Origin of the sequence: Pseudoalteromonas sp. SG44-5, assembly GCF_014164175.1 — a bacterium.
Classification (GTDB): Bacteria; Pseudomonadota; Gammaproteobacteria; order Enterobacterales; family Alteromonadaceae; genus Pseudoalteromonas; species Pseudoalteromonas nigrifaciens.
In genome coordinates this window covers 160,258-175,934 of record NZ_JACJES010000006.1, presented here as the reverse complement: position 1 = coordinate 175,934, position 15,677 = coordinate 160,258, and the positions used below count along the sequence as shown (strand labels likewise).

Genomic DNA, 15,677 nt, shown 5'->3' with positions numbered 1-15,677 from the left:
GGCTTTTTTTGACTCTAGGCTCTAGGCTCTAGGCTCTAGGCTCTAGGCTCTAGGCAAGCATTAAAACGTATAGTTGTACTGAGCACCTAATAGGATCGCATGACCTTTTGATTCAAACGAGAAACCATCTTCAGTAAAGTTTTGTGTTTTACCACGTAGTACACTCACACCTAAATCAAAGTCTGAATGTTGATCAATTGCGTAGTTACCACCAAACGAGAACCAAAAGCGGTCTGTATCTGGAATAGAAATCGACATATGGTTTTTATCAGCTGGTGACTCATCAAACGCAACACCGGCACGTAATAATAAGTCTTCATTTAACTGGTAGTCACCGCCAATTGCATAACGCATTGAGTCTGAGAAGTTTTCTTCTTTAGTAAATGCTGGCGTTGGGGCACCGACTTCAGCTTCTAGCTTGTCGAAGCTGCTCCAACCTGTCCACATTACACTGTAGTGTAAACCCACTTTTTCATCTAACTGATGAGAACCCGAAAATTCAGCAATTGCTGGTAACGTGATTTCAACACTGCCAGGAATTGAAGCGCCATTTGTACCACCTAATGTTGGCGGTAACTGGCTTGAAAACTCACCCTCAAAGGTAATATCTGTTTCGCTGCGGTAATTAAAACCAAAACGACTATTTTCATCTAACTGGTACATAGCACCAATATTCCAGCCAAAACCGTAGTCATCACCTTCTAAATGAACCGCTTGCGTTTGTGCTGGTATTTGATAAGGGTTAGCACCTACATTACGAATAATTTTGGCATCAGCGTATATAGCGTTTAAACCTAAACCAACACTAAACTGCTCGTTTACTTTATACGATGCGCTCACGTTCATATTAACAGTAACGATTTCAGTTTCACCGCCTAGACTGCCTGCAGCATAATCATCACTAAACTCTGTAGCTAAGCCAAAGTTAGAAAACGCACCAAAGCCAACAGACACTTTATCGTTAACTGGCATGGTAAAGTAACCCGCAGGTACAATTGCATTAGGGGCAATGCTGTCATCATTTAATGCTGATGCCGGAACACCCGCTGGAGCACCCTCGCCTTTTAAGCTTACATCAGGAAGTACAGCAATACCCGCCACTGATATTTGTTTTTCTTTAAATAGTGACATTAATGCTGGGTTACGAGCTACTACAGACGCATCGTCTGCGATTGAAGCTTCACCTGCATAGGCGCGACCGAGTCCTGAGGCATTTTGCTCAGATAACTGAAATGCTGCAGCAAAACTATCTGCTGAAACAAGTACCAGCGACGCTGCGATTAGAGTTTTAGTAAATTTCATTGTTGTTTCCTTAACCAAACTTATTGTTTGGGTAGCTATGTGTGTTGTTATTAGGATTTCAAACCTGATCACACTACATTAATTTTTTATAAAAAACTCTACAAACACGTCAAAAAACAGTAAAAAACACGTTTTTTAACGACCATTTAACAACTTATTAAAACTCATCGGACTAGAAGTATGCTATTAGAGCACAAGCTCTAATTGTAATTGATTCTCATTTGGATTGACTTGAAATGCGCTGCAATCTACACTCTCTATAAAACGATGATGAGAGAAAACGGTGAGCATTTTACTTATTTTGACTGGGCTTATTTTTTGTGGCGCAAGTGTATTTTGTTTTTATAAAGCAAACTATTGTGCGTGTACTCGTGCTGGGCAGTGTGACAATCCAGTTAATCACTTTTGGTTGGCGGCTATTACTTGTGCATTAATCTCGCTAACATTTTGCTGTTTAGCGCTGCATGTAGAGCTTGGTACTTTATTATGGTTAACATTAATGGCAAGTTGCTTTTTAGGTGCGTTTATTTCGGCTAAACAAAGCCAAAAACGCAAATGTACTAACGCTATAAAAGTAAGTGCTCTTTTAATAAACGAGACAAGTTAATCTGATAATCAAGGGGCTTAACGCTGGCAATAATTTTAAGCTCTTGGCTCAGGTCGCTCAAATCAATATCTTTTGGCGTAACATGGTGGCCATGCTTCGCATTATAAAATAGTTTAACTTTAGGTTTAATGGGATTAAGGTTATTGCCCTCAAGTACCAGTGCTAAACGTTCATTGGTCAGCTTTACAATAGTACCTACCGGATGCACACCCAAACATTTAATAAAGTGTTGTACTAATTCAGCGTCAAACAGTTGTTTGTTAGCGAGCAAATAACGCAGTGCGTTTATTGGCTCGTCACCGACTTGGTGAGGCCTATCTGCTGTTATCGCGTCATACACATCTACAATAGCCATTATACGTGCAGGGCGACTTAATTTCTCTGCATTAAGGCCTCGCGGATAACCCGAACCATCTAATCGCTCATGATGATTCACTATCATATCAAGCATTAACGGTGTGATCCCTTTTTCGCCTTTAACTAAACCTAAACTTTGTACAACATGTTTTTTTATTGCAGCAAACTCATTATTAGTGACTTTAGTCTGCTTTGATAATATACCCTGCGGCACCTTTGCCTGTCCTAAATCATGCAGCAATGCCCCCATTGCAAGCTGCTGCACAGTAGGCTCTTCATAGCCTAAGTATTTAGCAAATACTGCTGCAAAAATGGCGCAGTTGATCATATGACGCCAATTATAGCTGTGTTTGTCTTTAAGGCGGGTAAGAATGGTCATTGCATTGGGGTTTCTAAATACCGATGCCACTATTTCACCGGCAATTTCATCCAACACATTTATATTAAGCGCAAGCCCTGCTGTTAAGTCACCGTATAAAGCCTGTATTTTGCGATTATGCTGCTCATAGCTTACGCTCGCTTTTGCAAACTCTTGCTCTACCGTTATAGCAACAGCAGCTTTAGCTGGCTTTTCTTGGCTGCTAGCTACTTTAGCTTTATTTTGTGGTTTGTATTTGGCGGGTATCTCAACATCACTTTTAGTAAAATCAATGAGTAGCTCTAGCACCCCTTCTGTTACTAAACGCTTAATTATTGACTTATCACGCACTAGTCCACTGGTTTTGATTTTTATACTACTAATGCTTTCATGCTGCTTGGTAACATTGTCAACAAACATGCCAGGGACAAGCTCAGATATAGGTAAAGTGATAAGCATAAGTGTGGGAGGTTCTACAATTATAAGGCGTGTCTCTTAAATAGCACTTTTTAACCTTAAATGTCTACTTTTAAAGTTTTTACTAGTAATAAATAGCTACAAACTAAGCGAGTGAAATCGTTTTAATTTTATCTAGCCGTATTTTTATTATTTTGTTTGTTGGCTCTTTCTTGCAGCACCAAAAACTCGCCTTCGCCTTTAATATTTTCTAAGGTTTTAGCAACACCCACTAAGGTTTGGGTATCTAATGTGATAGCCACTTTATTTGCACGCATGCAATAAAGCTCAAGCTGATCGTAGTCGCCACATTTAATTGGTAGATAAGTCATAATGAATATTTTTTAAAGGATAATACTAAAAGTTAGCAAGTGTATTAGAGGAATGCAAATGGCGCTCTCGGTAGGGATCGAACCTACAACTCAGCCTCCGGAGGGCCACGTGATATCCATTTCACCACGAGAGCACATTTGTTGCCGCCACATCAACTCGCGATATCAATGCTTTGGCATGCGTAATGATAAAGACATCTAAAGGTAAATGCTAGCGCCATTCGTTCATATGCTTATTATTTAAACGCTTTTAAATAAAAGACTTAGTGGTAGCTGGTAAATCAGCTATTTGTTGCTAAAAACCAAGTGGGTCACTAGCTAAAATTAGCCACTAAAGAGATAAGTTAATGTTGCAGCGCTATTAATGCGTCTAATTGCGCGCACAGAGGCATCACTTTTTCATTTATTGAGCGATCGCTATACCAGCAAACACACAGTACTAAAAACACTACTTGATAATACTCTAGCTTATTAATAGAGCAGTAAAAGCGTTGCGAAAACGGTAACTGCTGTTGATAGGTTTTAAGTAACTGTTGCTTACCCTCCCTGTCTAGTTCAAAACTTACAGCTATTGCGGCTAAATCAAAGTAAACGTCGTTGGTTTTGGCGTACTCAAAATCGATTAAAAACATGCCTTGCGGGTTCTCTATGATGTTTTCTTTTACTAAGTCATTATGACAAAAGCCTTCATCACGTGGTAGCTTTTCTATTTCTGCTACCGCCACACCTACAGTTTGGCTATATTGTTGATATAACGCTGTATGTTGATAAAAATCCAGCTCTTGCTTTATATTCATCGCCTCGCTAACCACATTATGACAATGTAAGCCAACCAACTTTTTAATTAGCTCAGGGGTATAATTGCTTTGGGCTGTGTCGCCTTCTATGTATTCAAAAATAGCGAGCCTGTTAGCTTTGTCTAACCAAAGTGGTTTAGGGCACAATTGCATCTGTGCAAATCGAGCTTGTGCAGCTAAGCCTAATGTAGGCCAGTGATCGCGGTAACTTTTTAATAAATAAGCATACTGTTGATTATTTAGCGCAGCGCGCACTAAAAAGTTGTCATTGCTTAAACCACTATGTAATCGCTCACTACTAAGTAGTGTTAATTGTGCATTAAACCCGTTGATAATATCGCTAATTGACTGCATGAATGTCTTATAACTGCGCTATAGGTTTAGCTTGTTTTTGCTCGTACTCTTCGTACCAAGTTTTAAACCCCCATGCAGCCACTATGGTGTAAAAAATAAAGAGCGCGAGCGTTGGGTAGTAGCCTTTTTCGTAATATAAATACATAGACGCGGCATCTATTACAATCCAATACAGCCAATTTTCGAGTACTTTTTTTGCCACTAAATAAGTAGTAACTACCGCAAAACAGGTTGTAAAGCTATCAAGGTAAGCAAAGTCTGCATGGGTGTAATTTTTCATAAAGTAACCAATGGCAAGAGCAACTATGCTGGTCACTATTATCAATATTATATGACGATTCATTGACCATGAGGTAATACTTAAACTATCGTTGTTAGTTTTGCCTTTACGCCATACTAGCCAACCAAACACCGCCATATACATATAATAAAAATGCAGTAACGACTCCATTAATAACGCGCCATTCCAATACATAATAGTATAAATAAGGGTGCTAAAAAATGCGGCTGGCCAACACCATAAACTCTCTTTTATTGCTAATAATAAATAAGCCATAGACAGCCCCACTGCAATATACTCCCAATGCGACATTGCTGTAAAACCGCTTAAGGTTTGTGTTAAAAAATCCATATTGTGTGGTTCCGTGTTACTACTAATATGCATATTAGCCGTTATTGTGGAGACAAATCGCCAGATAGAAATTTACATACAAAAATAGCTTTACCAAACTCTTCATACGAGCGTTTAATTTCGGTACTTAACACTTGCATTACTAAATCGTAATCACCAAAAATTTGCGTTGATAAGGTATTAGTAATTACTTTTAAATTATCGTACTCGTTTAAGCGATCTATAAAGCCTTTTATAAACGGGATATAGTCTTGATGAAGTGGGTATTTGCTGATCTCTACTGTTAATTTCATTTTTATCTCTTTATTATTTCATTTTAAAAAAATCATTCAATGGTGATTCAATACAGTGTAAAATCACCCTAATTCGCAATCGAAATGAGCTTAATATGGCACGCAGAATAACCTATACATTTAAAAACCAACCGCGCGAAATTAATTTCGCTAAAGATAAATACCACGACATGTATCAGGCAATTGCCGCCGCTGAGGGTATCGATCTTACTAATTATTTATCTATGGTACAGCAAATCGAAATGACTTCGAAAGGCTCAGCGTCGGTGCGTAATTTTCGCGACCAAGAGTTTGCCCGTATGGGCTTTAGCGATATTTACTTTATAAAAGAGTAATAGTACCAGCAGTTTAACGCTGATACTGATAGCTTACCCTTGGTGTAATATTACACAATAACTCGTAAGGTATAGTATCGGCGCACTGGGCTATTTCTTCTACTGGTAGCTCAGGCCCCCACATAGTTACCTCGTCACCTACTTTAATATTATGTGTATTATTGCCTATATCTAAGGTGATCATATCCATAGCTACGCTACCTACAATACCATAACGCTGCTTATTTATTATTACCGGAGTGCCCGCCCTCGCATGGCGCGGATAACCATCACCATACCCCATAGCAACAACCGCTAACTGGGTCGGCTTATCACTTTTCCAACGCCCGCTGTAACCCACCGCTTCATGGGCAGCTACATTACGCACTGCAATTACTTTTGTGGTTAAGCGCATAACCGGCTCTAATTGATACGTTTTACCTGTGGTATTTGCCATAGGCGATACACCATAAAGCATTAACCCTGGGCGTACCCAATCACCGTGGCCACTTGGCCAAGCTAAAATACCGGCAGAATTTGATAAACAATGTGCCTGCTCAACGTTTTCTGCCAAGCGATTAAATAATGCTATTTGTTGCATTGTTTTACTGCTATCAACATCATCCGCGCACGAAAAATGGGTCATTAAATTAACCGTATTATTCGCATTGGCTGTTTTTTGTAAGCGATTATAAAACTCATCAAATTGCTCAGGTGCAATACCTAATCGATGCATGCCGGTATTTATTTTTAACCAGCAGTTTATAGGAGCCTCAAGCTGCGCATTTTCCAGTGCTGCTAATTGGTTTTCGTCATGAATAATGGTTTGAAAATTATTAGCTAATAAAATGGGTAAATCGGCTTCATCAAAAAAGCCTTCTAACAATACAATTGGCTTAGTTAAACCGCCAGCACGCAGTGCCAGCGCTTCATCTATACGTGCCACAGCAAATGCATCGGCATCGTTTAAGTGCTGCGCTATGGTTACTAAGCCATGCCCGTAGGCATTGGCTTTTAGCACTGCCATTACTTTGCTATTAGGCGCAAAGCTCTTAACTTGCGCAAGATTATGCGCAAGTGCTGTTAAGTTAATTTCGGCTATAGCTAGGCGCATTAATAATCGTCATCTACTGCTGGCCCCGCATAATTATCAAAGCGAGAAAATTGACCTTGGAAGGTTAAACGTACTTTACCAATAGGACCGTTACGTTGCTTACCTATGATTATTTCGGCAATACCTTTATCGGTACTGTCTTCGTTGTACACTTCATCACGATAAATAAACATGATTAAATCGGCATCTTGCTCAATAGAGCCCGACTCACGTAAATCTGAGTTAATTGGACGTTTATCGGCACGTTGCTCAAGCGTACGGTTAAGCTGCGAAAGCGCAACAACCGGACATTTTAGCTCTTTTGCTAATGCTTTAAGTGAACGTGAAATTTCGGCAATTTCAAGCGTTCGGTTATCAGCAAGGCTAGGTACTCGCATTAATTGCAAGTAATCGACCATGATCATACTAATACCACCATGATCGCGGGCAATACGTCGTGCACGAGAGCGTACATCAGTAGGTGTTAAGCCCGAGGCATCATCAACGTACATTTTGCCTTTTTCCATCAACAAACCCATGGTTGATGAAAGTCGTGCCCAATCGTCATCATCTAACTGACCAGTACGCACTTTAGTTTGGTTAATACGCCCAAGAGACGCCAACATCCTCATCATAATTTGTTCTGAGGGCATCTCTAGTGAGTAAATTAATACCGGCTTGTCTTGGGTCATTGCAGCATGTTCTGCAAGGTTCATCGCAAAAGTGGTTTTACCCATAGATGGACGTGCCGCAACTATAATTAAGTCAGATGGTTGCAAACCTGTGGTCATTTTATCAAGGTCGGCATAGCCGGTACTCACACCTGTTACACCGTCTTGCGGTGATTGATAAAGCTCTTCTATTTTATCAACTGTTTTTTCAAGTATGCTATGAATGCTTTGCGGGCCTTCATTGTTTTTTGTACGTTGCTCAGCAATTTTAAATACTTTACTCTCAGCAAAGTCGAGCAAATCGTGGCTGGTGCGCCCTTCGGTATTAAAACCTGCTTCGGCAATTTCATTTGCTACACCAATCATTTCACGTACCACAGCACGTTCGCGCACAATACTTGCGTAAGCGTCAATATTAGCAGCACTTGGGGTGTTTTTGGCTATTTCAGCTAAATAAGCAAAACCACCAATTCCTGCTAATTTATTATTTTTTTCTAGGCTCTCTGAAATAGTAATTAAATCGATCGGATCGCCAATTTCAGCAAGCGTTGTCATCGCTTCAAAAATAAGCTTATGCGTGCGGGTATAAAAATCCTGTGATACAACAAGCTCTGCTACGCGGTCAAATGCTTGGTTATCAAGCATTAAGCCACCTAAAACAGATTGTTCTGCTTCTATTGAATGGGGAGGAACTTTAAGGGTATCGACTTGCTTATCTCGTTTGGCCATGACTTCACAGTACTAAAATACAATGGTGCCTATTCTATCTACTTGCAGGGGCTGTGCAAATAGAAAAGCAGGAAATCTTTTCCTGCTTTTTGTAATCATAGCCAGTAGCGAATGTTATTTAGTATGAAGTTCGAGTCGCCCGCTAATTGTATTCATTTCAACGTTAGCATTACCGCCATTAATACTAAATTTTAAACTACTGGCTGGGCCATATTTAGCTTTACTGACTTTATCGCTAGTCACTTTATTAATTATTTTGCCATTCGCATGCGCTTCAATTTCAAACTTAGCCGATACATCTGCCGCAAAGTAAAATTCACCATCGCCACTTACCGATTCAAAACGAACATCTGCGCCCTTTAGCAGCTCTTTAATATGCACTTCGGCCTCACCATTAACGGTATTAATTCGTAAGTTTTTAATGCTCGACAAAGTAAAGTCTATATCACCATTTACGTTTTCAAGGCGAACATCGCTTGCCGTTGAGTTTGATTTAACATCGCCATTTACGGCGCTAAAGCGCAACTTCCCGCTTGAGTTTTTATCGTTAATTTCGCCATTTACGGTTTCAAATACAATATTACCACTTAAGTTCTGCGCCTTTACATCGCCATTAACACTGGTAAGTTTAATATTACCCGCTAAATTACTTGCGCTTATCTCACCATTAACCACATCTATTTCTGCACTGTTTTGTAGCTCTTTTGCACTGACAGATACATTCACACCAGCAAACTCAAGCGCACTACTTCTGGGCATAAATATAGTTAACTTTGAACCATCACCACTGTTACCCCAATCCGTATTACGTGGCATGTTTACAATAAACTGGGTTCTATCACCACTGGTTTTAAGCTCATAGCCATCGGCTTTGTCATCAAGTTCGCCCGACACTTTAAATTCGCTTTTATCCCAGCCCGTTATGTTTATATCACCACGTTGGTTTTCAATATAAATAGTGCCGCCATTGGCTACCTCTATTTGCTTATCTATTTTTTCACCCGCTAATACCGCCAGTGGAAATAAGCTCAACCCTAGTAAAATCGCTTTCATGTTATGCTCCTAAATATGCTGCCAACGAGGTGCGTGCACCTTATTAATCAAATCAAGTTGTTGTTGATATATTTGCGCTAACATAGTTAATAGCGCTTGGTTTTGTGGTTCGTTTTCAAGAACCTGCTTTATGGCTAACTCTGCTTCTTCGAGTTCTTGCAATTGCACTTGCCAATTGCTGGTAAGTGCGTCTTGATTTTTATACGCAACTAACAAACTGTTTTTTTGCGCTAAAAAGTAATCACTTATCGCCACGGCAGGCTTTGGCTCAGGCGTTATAAAAACGATGTTTACTGCAATTAAAACCGCAACACTGCATGCAGCTACTGCCGTTAACTTTGGCCAAATAGTAGTGTGTTTTTGTGTAGAGCGTTCAGCATTAATAATCGCTCGCTCAATCCCTGGCCATAAATTTTTGCGTGGCGTTATGTCTTTATCAAGTGTATTGAGTGACTCGTTTAAGTAGTCATCAAAATTTTCTTTACTCATTTTCATACCACTCTTGTAATAACAGCCTAGCACGATGATATTGCGACTTACTTGAGCCAACAGCCATACCTAGTTGCTCGGCTATTTCCTCGTGTCTGTAGCCTTCAATGGCAAACAGCACAAATACCATACGTGCTCGCTCTGGAAGCCTTACTATTAATTTATCTAGGCCATTTAAACCTTTACAGTCGTTAACTGATTGCTCATCCATACCGCTGTGCTCAATACTCACCACTTTTTGCAGCCAATTTTTTTGTTTGCGTAAGTAATTAATCGCAACATTACTCGCTACGCTGTAAAGCCAAGTAGAGAACTGCGAGCGCCCATCAAACTGCGCTACTTTGTGCCACACCTGTACAAACACTTCTTGGGCCGCATCCTCTGCATGCGACTGATCAGCTAATAGACGTAAACATAACCCGTATACTCGTTTTATGTGTAGTTCATAAAGTAGTGTGTATGCAGCTTGATCCCCCGACTTAACACGCTTAATGAGTGCTGCTTCGCACAATTGCGACTGTTCGGGTTTAACGTGTAACATCCGTAATGTCGCCTTTAAATTATAATTACTGGGTTAGCATTTAAGTGTATTGATAAGTTAGACGTAATGACAGTTTGAAAAGGTTTAAATGAAATGAAAAAATAATTGCAAAAAGGAAAGATGATTTAGAAGAGGTTTTATTAAGCGTGTTTTTAGATCTACAGCTAGCTAAATTTTAGGCACAAAAAAGCCGCGCTAAATAGCACGGCTTTTTTTTGCTTAATTAAAAATTAAGCTTCAGCAATAACGATTACTTTAATAGTAGCCGTTACTTCTGAATGTACTGCGATTGATACGTCAAATTCGCCAGTCTCACGGATAGTACCTAGAGGTAGACGAACTTCAGACTTAGCAACTTCAACACCAACAGCTGAGATAGCGTCAGCGATGTCACGAGTACCGATTGAACCAAATAATTTACCTTCGTCACCAGCTTTAGATACTAATGTAACTTCTGCTAATGCTTCAAGTTTGTCAGCGCGTGCTTGTGCAGCAACTAACTGATCAGCGATTTTCGCTTCAAGTTCTGCGCGACGAGCATCAAATGTTTCAATGTTTGCTTTAGTTGCAGGAACTGCCTTACCTTGCGGGAAAAGGAAGTTACGTGCGAAGCCAGATTTAACAACAACCTGGTCACCTAGGCCACCTAGGTTAGCGATCTTATCTAGTAGAATAACTTGCATGTTTCTACACCTTTTAAAAACGTGTTAATCCGCTGCTTACTTATGTAAGTCAGTGTATGGAAGAAGGGCTAAGTAGCGAGCACGCTTAATAGCAGTTGCTAGCTGGCGCTGGTATTTAGCGCTAGTACCTGTGATACGGCTAGGTACGATTTTGCCACTTTCTGTAACATAGTTTCTAAGAGTAGCTAGATCTTTGTAATCGATTTGTTGTACGCCTTCCGCTTTAAAGCGGCAAAACTTACGACGTCTGAAATAACGTGCCATGAGATTAATTCCTCAAATAATTCTTTCGATATGCTGAGCATGCAAAACCAATTGGCTAAGGCCGTTACGACCTTCGTGGCGATTTAAAAAACCACTCACTTGCAATGCCTGCCCAACGTGCAAATGTTGAGTCTGTTGTTGCATTTGCTTTCCACTGGCAACCACTTGAAGCCGAACGTAACTATTACGGTTAAGATCTGCTTCTGTTTGCATTGATTTATGTTCAATAACAAAAATACAATGCGCTATACCAGCAGGACTTTGGCTTAACTTGGGAGTTTTACAAACTACCCCAGATAAAACCAGTTGATTCATAAAAGGGCTAACCATTTATATTCATCACCAGTTAAACGCCATGCTAGGACTCAAAACAATTAAGCAGCTGGTGCTTCTTTCTTCTCTTCTCTTACAAGAGGAGACGCTTCAGTTACCGCGTTTTTAGTACGCATAACTAAGTTACGAAGCACTGCATCGTTGTAGCGGAAAGTAGTTTCTAGCTCGCTGATTACTTCAGTTGGTGCTTCAACGTTCATAAGAACATAATGAGCTTTATGAAGCTTGTTGATTGGGTAAGCCAGTTGACGACGGCCCCAGTCTTCAAGACGGTGGATAACACCACCAGCTTCAGTGATAGAACCAGTATAGCGTTCGATCATACCAGTTACTTGCTCACTCTGATCAGGGTGAACCATGAATACGATTTCGTAATGACGCATGGATATTCCTTACGGTTAATAGAGCCTTCTACCGTTTCGGCCGGTCGGTTTAAGGCAAGGAATTAATAGTTTAAAAGCCGAAATGAGCGCGCATTTTACGCTTAGTTTGATAATTAAGCAAGCCAGTTTTCTATCGAAAATAAAGAAAAAGCCGTACAAATAGAGTTTAATTGACGATTTTTATAAAAACATAACAATTTCAATTAGCTTGCTATGTATTAAGTCGTAATTAGGCCTTGCAAAACAAACTAAAAAACAACCACCTTGCTCAGCTTTTAGCCGACCAAGGTCTAATATAATAATTAAGTAAAAACGCTTAGTTTTTAATGTCTCTCACACTCTTTTTTAGTTTTAGGATCATTTATGTCAGGTCAATATAAACAGCACTATAACGCCTTCAAACAAAACCCAGCTGAATTTTGGTTAGCACAAAGTAAGTGTATTCCTTGGTATAAAACACCCCAAAATGCCTATACACAAGACAGCGATGACTTATACCATTGGTTTGATGATGGCCAGCTTAATACTAGCTACTTAGCACTTGACCAACATGTTGAAGCCGGCTTTGGCGAGCAAACTGCGCTTATTTACGACTCTCCTGTTACCAATACTAAACAAACTTATAATTATTCACAGCTACAACAAGAAGTGGCTAAGTTTGCCGGTGTAATGCAATCGCTAGGTGTGCAAAAAGGCGACCGTGTGGTTATTTACATGCCCATGATCCCACAAGCAGTGATTGGCATGCTAGCTTGTGCTCGTTTAGGTGCAGTGCACTCTGTGGTTTTTGGTGGCTTTGCAGCTCATGAGTTAGCGGTGCGTATTGATGATGCTAAACCTAAATTAGTATTAAGTGCTTCTTGTGGTGTAGAAGTAAGTAATATTATTGAATACAAACCCTTATTAGATGATGCCATTAAGCGCGCCACACATAAAGTTGATCACTGCGTAATTTATCAACGCGAACAAGCAACAGCAACACTCAATAGTGGCCAAGATATTGATTGGGCAAAGGCTATGCAAACAGCACAAGCTGTTGACCCTGTACCTGTAAGTGGTAGTGATCCGCTATATATTTTATATACCTCAGGCACCACAGGATTACCTAAAGGTGTAGTACGTGAAAATGGCGGCCATGCTGTTGCCCTTAATTACAGCATGAAAAACGTATATGGTATGGAGCCTGGCGAAGTTTTTTGGGCTGCGTCTGATATTGGCTGGGTGGTGGGTCACTCATACATAGTATATGCGCCGTTAATGTATCGTTGTGCAACTGTACTTTACGAAGGCAAACCAGTGCGCACCCCAGATGCCAGTGCATTTTGGCGAGTAGTAGAGGAGCATAAGGTAACAGCCTTGTTTAGCGCGCCTACTGCATTTAGAGCAATTAAAAAAGAAGACCCTGAAGCTGAGGGTTTTAAAAAATATGATACATCTAGCTTAAAACGGTTATTTTTAGCCGGTGAGCGCCTTGATGCCGCTACTTACGGTTGGTTAAAAGAAAAAACCGGCCTACCTGTGCTCGATCATTGGTGGCAAACAGAAACCGGCTGGGCTATTGCTTGCAACCCTATTGGCATTGAACACTTAGAAACCAAAGCAGGTAGTTCAACCGTTCCTACACCGGGCTTTGACGTACGTATTTTAAATATGGAAGGCGAAGAATGTGCCCCTAACGAAAGTGGCGCAGTAGTAATAAAACTGCCCTTACCGCCGGGTTGCTTGTCTACAATTTGGCAAAATACCGAGCGCTATAAACAAGGTTACCTGAGCGAATATGAAGGCTATTACCTGTCGGGAGACGGTGGCTACATAGACGAAGACGGCTACTTATTTATTATGGGTCGTACCGATGATGTAATTAACGTTGCTGGCCACAGGCTATCTACCGGCGAAATGGAAGAAATTGTTGCCGCCCACCCTGCGGTTGCAGAATGTGCTGTATTTGGTGTAAACGATGCGCTTAAAGGGCAAAACCCAATGGCGATGATAGTACTGAAAGACGGTTTTACCGGCTCTCACCAAGAAGTACAACAACAGCTTGTGCAATCTGTACGTAACCAAATTGGTGCTATCGCGTGTTTAAAAAATATTATGTGTGTTGAGCGCTTACCTAAAACACGCTCAGGGAAAATTTTACGCAAAAACTTACGCCAGCTTATTGATGGCGAAGAACTGCAAATTCCATCGACTATTGACGACCCCAGTATTTTTGCCGAGTTAAGTGAACAACTTGCTGAAAAATAAAACGAACTGTTTATAGTTAAAGTCTATCGGCACCGAGTGAAGATAGACTTTAACTACGCCTTCTGCTTAAATAACCTTGGAATAAATAAATAACTTTATGATGTAAACGGAGATTAAATGACAGATATAAGAGCTGAACTACGTGAGTATTTACTGGGGTGGTTTGGCCAATATTTACCCGCCAACCCTCTTTTATGGTACGACATTTTAGTACTTTGCTGGCTCGCCATTTTTGCCATAATTTTACATTTAATTATCAGAAACTCAGCTAAGCACTTTCTTAAAGGTCGCTTTAGCGAAAGAATTGTTCAGCCTGATGCAAAAACTCCCGCCGATTTAGCATTTAAACTTGCAAAACATATCTCTTTTGTAATTCAAGGTGCGGTTGTCGTTATTCAAGCTAGGCTTTGGATCCCCGAAGGGAGTAGCTTTTTACATATTATTGAAATGGTTACCGACCAATGGATCATTCTCTTCTCTTTACTATCACTGTTTTCGTTGCTCGATATTTTTCAGGTTATTTCTGATAGGCGCGCAGTCAGAGCCCACTTCCCGATACGAGGGTTATTACAAACCATTAAGTTAATTGCCAGTGTATTAACCGGTATTTTAGCTGTGTCGTTATTAATGAATAAATCACCATTAATTTTATTAAGTGGTTTAGGTGCGTTATCAGCCGTTATGCTGTTGGTGTTTAAGGATGCTATTTTAGGTTTAGTGGCAGGTATTCAGCTCTCTGCTAATAATATGTTAGCGGTAGGTGATTGGCTAGAAATGCCCAAGTATGGCGCTGATGGCGATGTAATTGACATTGCACTTACCACGGTAAAGGTAAGAAACTGGGATAAAACCATCACTACAATACCTACGTATGCGCTTATTTCTGATTCATTCAAAAACTGGCGCGGCATGTCGGAATCGGGCGGTCGTAGAATAAAACGTAGTATTCATTTAGAAATGAACAGTGTGCGCTTTTTAAATGAACAAGAGCTCACTGAGCTTAGAAAAGCAAATTTACTAACCAAATATATAGATACCACAATATCATCTATTAGCGCCGAAAACGCTAGCAAAGATATGAGTTGCCTACTTAATGGCCGCCGCTTAACTAACGTCGGTACCTTTAGGCATTATTTAATAGAACTGTTAAAACAACACCCTAAAATCCATCAAAATATGACCCTAATGGTAAGGCAATTAGAGCCAACTAATAAAGGCTTACCTATCGAGATTTACACCTTTACCAACACCACAGTGTGGGCAGAGTACGAAGGTATTCAAGCTGATATTTTTGACCATATACTGGCTATTTTACCGGTGTTTTACCTTAAAGCACATGAGTCGCCAACAGGTAACGATGTGCGATCTTTGTCGATAGGTAAGCTCTAAA

General features: G+C 40.2%; 19 protein-coding genes and 1 tRNA gene. 4 read left to right on the top strand and 16 right to left on the bottom strand.

Going from position 1 to position 15,677, the window contains the following annotated elements:
* Nucleotides 1-60: 60 nt before the first annotated feature.
* The gene (locus H5079_RS09470) at nucleotides 61-1,302 is read right to left on the bottom strand and encodes an outer membrane protein transport protein (RefSeq protein WP_182683952.1); all 1,242 of its coding nucleotides are present in this window, start codon (nucleotides 1,300-1,302) and stop codon (nucleotides 61-63) included.
* Between the two features lie 283 nt (nucleotides 1,303-1,585).
* Here H5079_RS09470 and H5079_RS09465 point away from each other — a divergent pair, with 283 nt between their 5' ends.
* A complete protein-coding gene (locus H5079_RS09465) occupies nucleotides 1,586-1,909 on the top strand; it encodes a hypothetical protein (RefSeq protein ID WP_086997811.1) in 324 nt (107 codons plus the stop codon).
* Here the strand turns inward: H5079_RS09465 and H5079_RS09460 are convergent.
* The 6 genes from H5079_RS09460 to H5079_RS09435 all read right to left on the bottom strand — a co-directional run bounded on the left by H5079_RS09460 (nucleotide 1,869) and on the right by H5079_RS09435 (nucleotide 5,487).
* Nucleotides 1,869-3,083 (bottom strand): HD-GYP domain-containing protein, encoded by a 1,215-nt coding sequence (locus tag H5079_RS09460; protein ID WP_182683951.1) that lies wholly within the window; start codon nucleotides 3,081-3,083, stop codon nucleotides 1,869-1,871. The genes H5079_RS09465 and H5079_RS09460 overlap by 41 nt on opposite strands.
* A gap of 128 nt (nucleotides 3,084-3,211) precedes the next feature.
* Complete coding sequence (locus H5079_RS09455; protein WP_182683950.1) at nucleotides 3,212-3,412, bottom strand: Rho-binding antiterminator; 201 nt, start codon at nucleotides 3,410-3,412, stop codon at nucleotides 3,212-3,214.
* 59 nt (nucleotides 3,413-3,471) lie between these two features.
* Nucleotides 3,472-3,546 (bottom strand) — tRNA-Arg (locus H5079_RS09450).
* Between the two features lie 210 nt (nucleotides 3,547-3,756).
* Nucleotides 3,757-4,563, bottom strand: a complete 807-nt coding sequence (locus tag H5079_RS09445; RefSeq protein ID WP_182683949.1) for a phosphotransferase — start codon at nucleotides 4,561-4,563, stop codon at nucleotides 3,757-3,759.
* A 7-nt stretch (nucleotides 4,564-4,570) separates the two neighbouring features.
* Nucleotides 4,571-5,194, bottom strand: a complete 624-nt coding sequence (pnuC, locus tag H5079_RS09440) for a nicotinamide riboside transporter PnuC (protein ID WP_041454551.1) — start codon at nucleotides 5,192-5,194, stop codon at nucleotides 4,571-4,573.
* A 41-nt stretch (nucleotides 5,195-5,235) separates the two neighbouring features.
* Entirely contained in the window at nucleotides 5,236-5,487 is a 252-nt protein-coding gene (locus H5079_RS09435) for a hypothetical protein (RefSeq protein WP_011329082.1), read from the bottom strand.
* Between the two features lie 95 nt (nucleotides 5,488-5,582).
* On the opposite strand from H5079_RS09435, the gene H5079_RS09430 reads away from it, so the two are divergent.
* Nucleotides 5,583-5,822 (top strand): DUF2960 domain-containing protein, encoded by a 240-nt coding sequence (locus H5079_RS09430; protein ID WP_011329083.1) that lies wholly within the window; start codon nucleotides 5,583-5,585, stop codon nucleotides 5,820-5,822.
* Nucleotides 5,823-5,835: 13 nt separating this feature from the next.
* Here H5079_RS09430 and alr read toward each other — a convergent pair whose 3' ends face one another.
* From alr to rpsF, 9 genes are all read right to left on the bottom strand, one after another.
* Complete coding sequence (gene alr / locus H5079_RS09425; protein WP_182683948.1) at nucleotides 5,836-6,915, bottom strand: alanine racemase; 1,080 nt, start codon at nucleotides 6,913-6,915, stop codon at nucleotides 5,836-5,838.
* Complete coding sequence (gene dnaB, locus H5079_RS09420; protein ID WP_041454554.1) at nucleotides 6,915-8,294, bottom strand: replicative DNA helicase; 1,380 nt, start codon at nucleotides 8,292-8,294, stop codon at nucleotides 6,915-6,917. Before dnaB ends, alr begins: the two co-directional genes overlap by 1 nt.
* 114 nt (nucleotides 8,295-8,408) lie before the next feature.
* The gene (locus tag H5079_RS09415; protein WP_182683947.1) at nucleotides 8,409-9,347 is read right to left on the bottom strand and encodes a DUF4097 family beta strand repeat-containing protein; all 939 of its coding nucleotides are present in this window, start codon (nucleotides 9,345-9,347) and stop codon (nucleotides 8,409-8,411) included.
* A gap of 9 nt (nucleotides 9,348-9,356) precedes the next feature.
* The gene (locus H5079_RS09410) at nucleotides 9,357-9,842 is read right to left on the bottom strand and encodes a hypothetical protein (protein WP_089368705.1); all 486 of its coding nucleotides are present in this window, start codon (nucleotides 9,840-9,842) and stop codon (nucleotides 9,357-9,359) included.
* Complete coding sequence (locus tag H5079_RS09405; RefSeq protein WP_011329088.1) at nucleotides 9,829-10,377, bottom strand: RNA polymerase sigma factor; 549 nt, start codon at nucleotides 10,375-10,377, stop codon at nucleotides 9,829-9,831. The genes H5079_RS09410 and H5079_RS09405 overlap by 14 nt, the downstream gene beginning before the upstream one ends.
* A gap of 230 nt (nucleotides 10,378-10,607) precedes the next feature.
* Nucleotides 10,608-11,060, bottom strand: coding sequence for a 50S ribosomal protein L9 (rplI, locus tag H5079_RS09400; RefSeq protein ID WP_011329089.1), 453 nt, complete (start codon nucleotides 11,058-11,060; stop codon nucleotides 10,608-10,610).
* A 36-nt stretch (nucleotides 11,061-11,096) separates the two neighbouring features.
* Nucleotides 11,097-11,324, bottom strand: a complete 228-nt coding sequence (gene rpsR / locus H5079_RS09395; protein WP_002962753.1) for a 30S ribosomal protein S18 — start codon at nucleotides 11,322-11,324, stop codon at nucleotides 11,097-11,099.
* 12 nt (nucleotides 11,325-11,336) lie between these two features.
* Entirely contained in the window at nucleotides 11,337-11,654 is a 318-nt protein-coding gene (gene priB / locus H5079_RS09390) for a primosomal replication protein N (RefSeq protein ID WP_182683946.1), read from the bottom strand.
* Nucleotides 11,655-11,698: 44 nt separating this feature from the next.
* Nucleotides 11,699-12,040 (bottom strand): 30S ribosomal protein S6, encoded by a 342-nt coding sequence (gene rpsF, locus H5079_RS09385; RefSeq protein ID WP_011329092.1) that lies wholly within the window; start codon nucleotides 12,038-12,040, stop codon nucleotides 11,699-11,701.
* A 363-nt stretch (nucleotides 12,041-12,403) separates the two neighbouring features.
* On the opposite strand from rpsF, the gene H5079_RS09380 reads away from it, so the two are divergent.
* Nucleotides 12,404-14,287: a propionyl-CoA synthetase gene (locus H5079_RS09380; protein WP_011329093.1), complete on the top strand. Its 1,884-nt coding sequence runs from the start codon at nucleotides 12,404-12,406 to the stop codon at nucleotides 14,285-14,287.
* Between the two features lie 117 nt (nucleotides 14,288-14,404).
* Complete coding sequence (locus H5079_RS09375) at nucleotides 14,405-15,676, top strand: mechanosensitive ion channel family protein (protein WP_011329094.1); 1,272 nt, start codon at nucleotides 14,405-14,407, stop codon at nucleotides 15,674-15,676.
* Nucleotide 15,677: the final 1 nt, after the last annotated feature.

What these genes read in the sequence shown, in the direction of transcription:
- H5079_RS09405 (WP_011329088.1), bottom strand. Translation starts at nt 10,377, where the DNA reads ATGTTACACGTTAAACCCGAACAGTCGCAATTGTGCGAAGCAGCACTC.
- H5079_RS09460 (WP_182683951.1), bottom strand. Translation starts at nt 3,083, where the DNA reads ATGCTTATCACTTTACCTATATCTGAGCTTGTCCCTGGCATGTTTGTT.
- H5079_RS09410 (WP_089368705.1), bottom strand. Translation starts at nt 9,842, where the DNA reads ATGAAAATGAGTAAAGAAAATTTTGATGACTACTTAAACGAGTCACTC.
- H5079_RS09415 (WP_182683947.1), bottom strand. Translation starts at nt 9,347, where the DNA reads ATGAAAGCGATTTTACTAGGGTTGAGCTTATTTCCACTGGCGGTATTA.
- H5079_RS09435 (WP_011329082.1), bottom strand. Translation starts at nt 5,487, where the DNA reads ATGAAATTAACAGTAGAGATCAGCAAATACCCACTTCATCAAGACTAT.
- pnuC (WP_041454551.1), bottom strand. Translation starts at nt 5,194, where the DNA reads ATGGATTTTTTAACACAAACCTTAAGCGGTTTTACAGCAATGTCGCAT.
- H5079_RS09470 (WP_182683952.1), bottom strand. Translation starts at nt 1,302, where the DNA reads ATGAAATTTACTAAAACTCTAATCGCAGCGTCGCTGGTACTTGTTTCA.
- rpsF (WP_011329092.1), bottom strand. Translation starts at nt 12,040, where the DNA reads ATGCGTCATTACGAAATCGTATTCATGGTTCACCCTGATCAGAGTGAG.
- H5079_RS09375 (WP_011329094.1), top strand. Translation starts at nt 14,405, where the DNA reads ATGACAGATATAAGAGCTGAACTACGTGAGTATTTACTGGGGTGGTTT.
- dnaB (WP_041454554.1), bottom strand. Translation starts at nt 8,294, where the DNA reads ATGGCCAAACGAGATAAGCAAGTCGATACCCTTAAAGTTCCTCCCCAT.
- H5079_RS09445 (WP_182683949.1), bottom strand. Translation starts at nt 4,563, where the DNA reads ATGCAGTCAATTAGCGATATTATCAACGGGTTTAATGCACAATTAACA.
- rplI (WP_011329089.1), bottom strand. Translation starts at nt 11,060, where the DNA reads ATGCAAGTTATTCTACTAGATAAGATCGCTAACCTAGGTGGCCTAGGT.
- H5079_RS09430 (WP_011329083.1), top strand. Translation starts at nt 5,583, where the DNA reads ATGGCACGCAGAATAACCTATACATTTAAAAACCAACCGCGCGAAATT.
- rpsR (WP_002962753.1), bottom strand. Translation starts at nt 11,324, where the DNA reads ATGGCACGTTATTTCAGACGTCGTAAGTTTTGCCGCTTTAAAGCGGAA.
- priB (WP_182683946.1), bottom strand. Translation starts at nt 11,654, where the DNA reads ATGGTTAGCCCTTTTATGAATCAACTGGTTTTATCTGGGGTAGTTTGT.
- H5079_RS09455 (WP_182683950.1), bottom strand. Translation starts at nt 3,412, where the DNA reads ATGACTTATCTACCAATTAAATGTGGCGACTACGATCAGCTTGAGCTT.
- alr (WP_182683948.1), bottom strand. Translation starts at nt 6,915, where the DNA reads ATGCGCCTAGCTATAGCCGAAATTAACTTAACAGCACTTGCGCATAAT.
- H5079_RS09380 (WP_011329093.1), top strand. Translation starts at nt 12,404, where the DNA reads ATGTCAGGTCAATATAAACAGCACTATAACGCCTTCAAACAAAACCCA.